General features: G+C 53.6%; 1 protein-coding gene. It reads right to left on the bottom strand.

What is annotated here, in order from left to right; genetic code table 11:
* The coding region (locus tag KOO63_06705; GenBank protein MBU8921491.1) for a hypothetical protein at nt 1–1,672 on the bottom strand (1,672 nt) is incomplete at both ends.

The following is a 1,672-nucleotide window of genomic DNA, read 5'->3' as shown; positions in this document are numbered from 1 at the left end:
GGGTTGTACCATCGTTCCATTCTCATCTTTTCCATCCCAACCTATCGAATAGTCTCCCGGGTTCAGGAATTCCTCTTCGAGAACGGTCCTTACAAGCCGGCCCTTGACATCATATATTTTGACCGAACCTATTCCTCTCAGGCTTTCTCCCTGCCTGCTGAAAAGCCTGGTGGGTTCTTTTTGCACGCTGAGACTGATATTAAGGTCTGTCACGAAAGGATTCGGGAAGATCCTCAAGCTTTCATCCGGCAGCTTGTCGGGCGCGGTGGACTCGTCTCCAGTAAAATTCTCGATCTCACCAGCCTCGATCATACTCCGAAACAATGTGCCGCAGGTCATCTGGCCTTCTATCATCAGCGGTGTGCCATTTTGTGGCAGATCCTCCCTGATAGTCACCATCACCCTCCCGTACATCTGCTCGTATTCCTCTGTCAGGACACCTGCGATCTTCAGCCATTCTACATCCTCGTCCAAACTACCGGGAAGCTCCACAGAGACCGCTGGCAGTCTTTTTCCCTGGATCCAGACCGGCACGAGCTTCGCCTCGACCTCCACCCGAACAGCTTTTCTTGCCGGCACTATCCAGTGGCATCGACCTCCCGCATCATATTTGACGCCGCGGTAAGTCTGCATCGCTCTAGCCGCGTTCGCCGCCAGGTGTTCCCCGGTGCGACCGAAAACAATAGCCCACGCTATTCTGACCGTCTCGCCCGGTTTTATCATCGCTATCTTACCGAATTTGTTTACGATCGAATAATCGCCTCTTATCGCCGAGTTCCGTTCAAAACCGTTGCCAAAGGGGAAAAAGTTCTTGTCCGGGTCTTCCTCTCCCATTTTTTCACTGGCCCCCTGCCCTGCCGGTTTTTTCTCTTGTTCAGCATCTCCAGAATATTCTGCCCAGAATTCGAACGGGTCGTCAATCGGGGATGCAAGGAGGGACGGTTCGATCATCACCGGGCGGCACTCGACTTGAGCGACGGATCCGCTTTCAGGTTCCAGTGCCCGTTCAACGCAAGCATGGAAAATTATTACGGCCGCCAATGGAGATTCGGGTTCTCCGCCCCCTGCCACACCGAAGATCCCGGGGGTCGGTTCCTCCACTTCGCCGCCAGGAACAGCCACCTGCTTGACCAGGAAGAAGTTGTCGTCATTTCCCCTGCCTCTGTCCTTCCCGTTACCTATATCGAAATCCACCTGCTGTGCTATGTCTACGTCAAGCAGGTCGGGCCACGGGCCATCTCCATCAGGAAAATATCCGATTCGAGATGTGAACCCCACAAAATCTCTTACGTGCCCGAACGACCATACGAAACTATTCTGAGTGAGATAGAGTCCTGTCTCTGATATTGAAGCTCTGGTAACAGTCATCGTGTGGCCAATGGCCGCAAAATCCTCATCGACCAGTCCATCGCTGTCATTATCGATCCCATCGAGAGGATCCTCGTCGATCATCCCATCTTCGTCGTCGTCGCACCCACCGGCCGGATATCTTCTGCCTGCCTGGCACCCCTCGAAAAGATTCAATCCCGAGCTTCCCTTTTCTACCAGATTAAAATCTCCAGGCCCGGCATGAAACACGGTTTCTGCCTCTTTGAGTCTGAATCTGAGAAAAAACCCGCCACCCCCAAGAAACTCCGACCCTTTGTCCCCCGGCCATCTGGCCCCGAGAGTC

It is taken from the genome of Candidatus Latescibacterota bacterium (assembly GCA_019038625.1).
In the GTDB taxonomy this organism is placed as follows: Bacteria; Krumholzibacteriota; Krumholzibacteriia; order Krumholzibacteriales; family Krumholzibacteriaceae; genus JAGLYV01.
The sequence above is the reverse complement of the archived record's forward strand: the minus strand, read 5'-3'. Positions and strand labels throughout refer to the sequence as shown.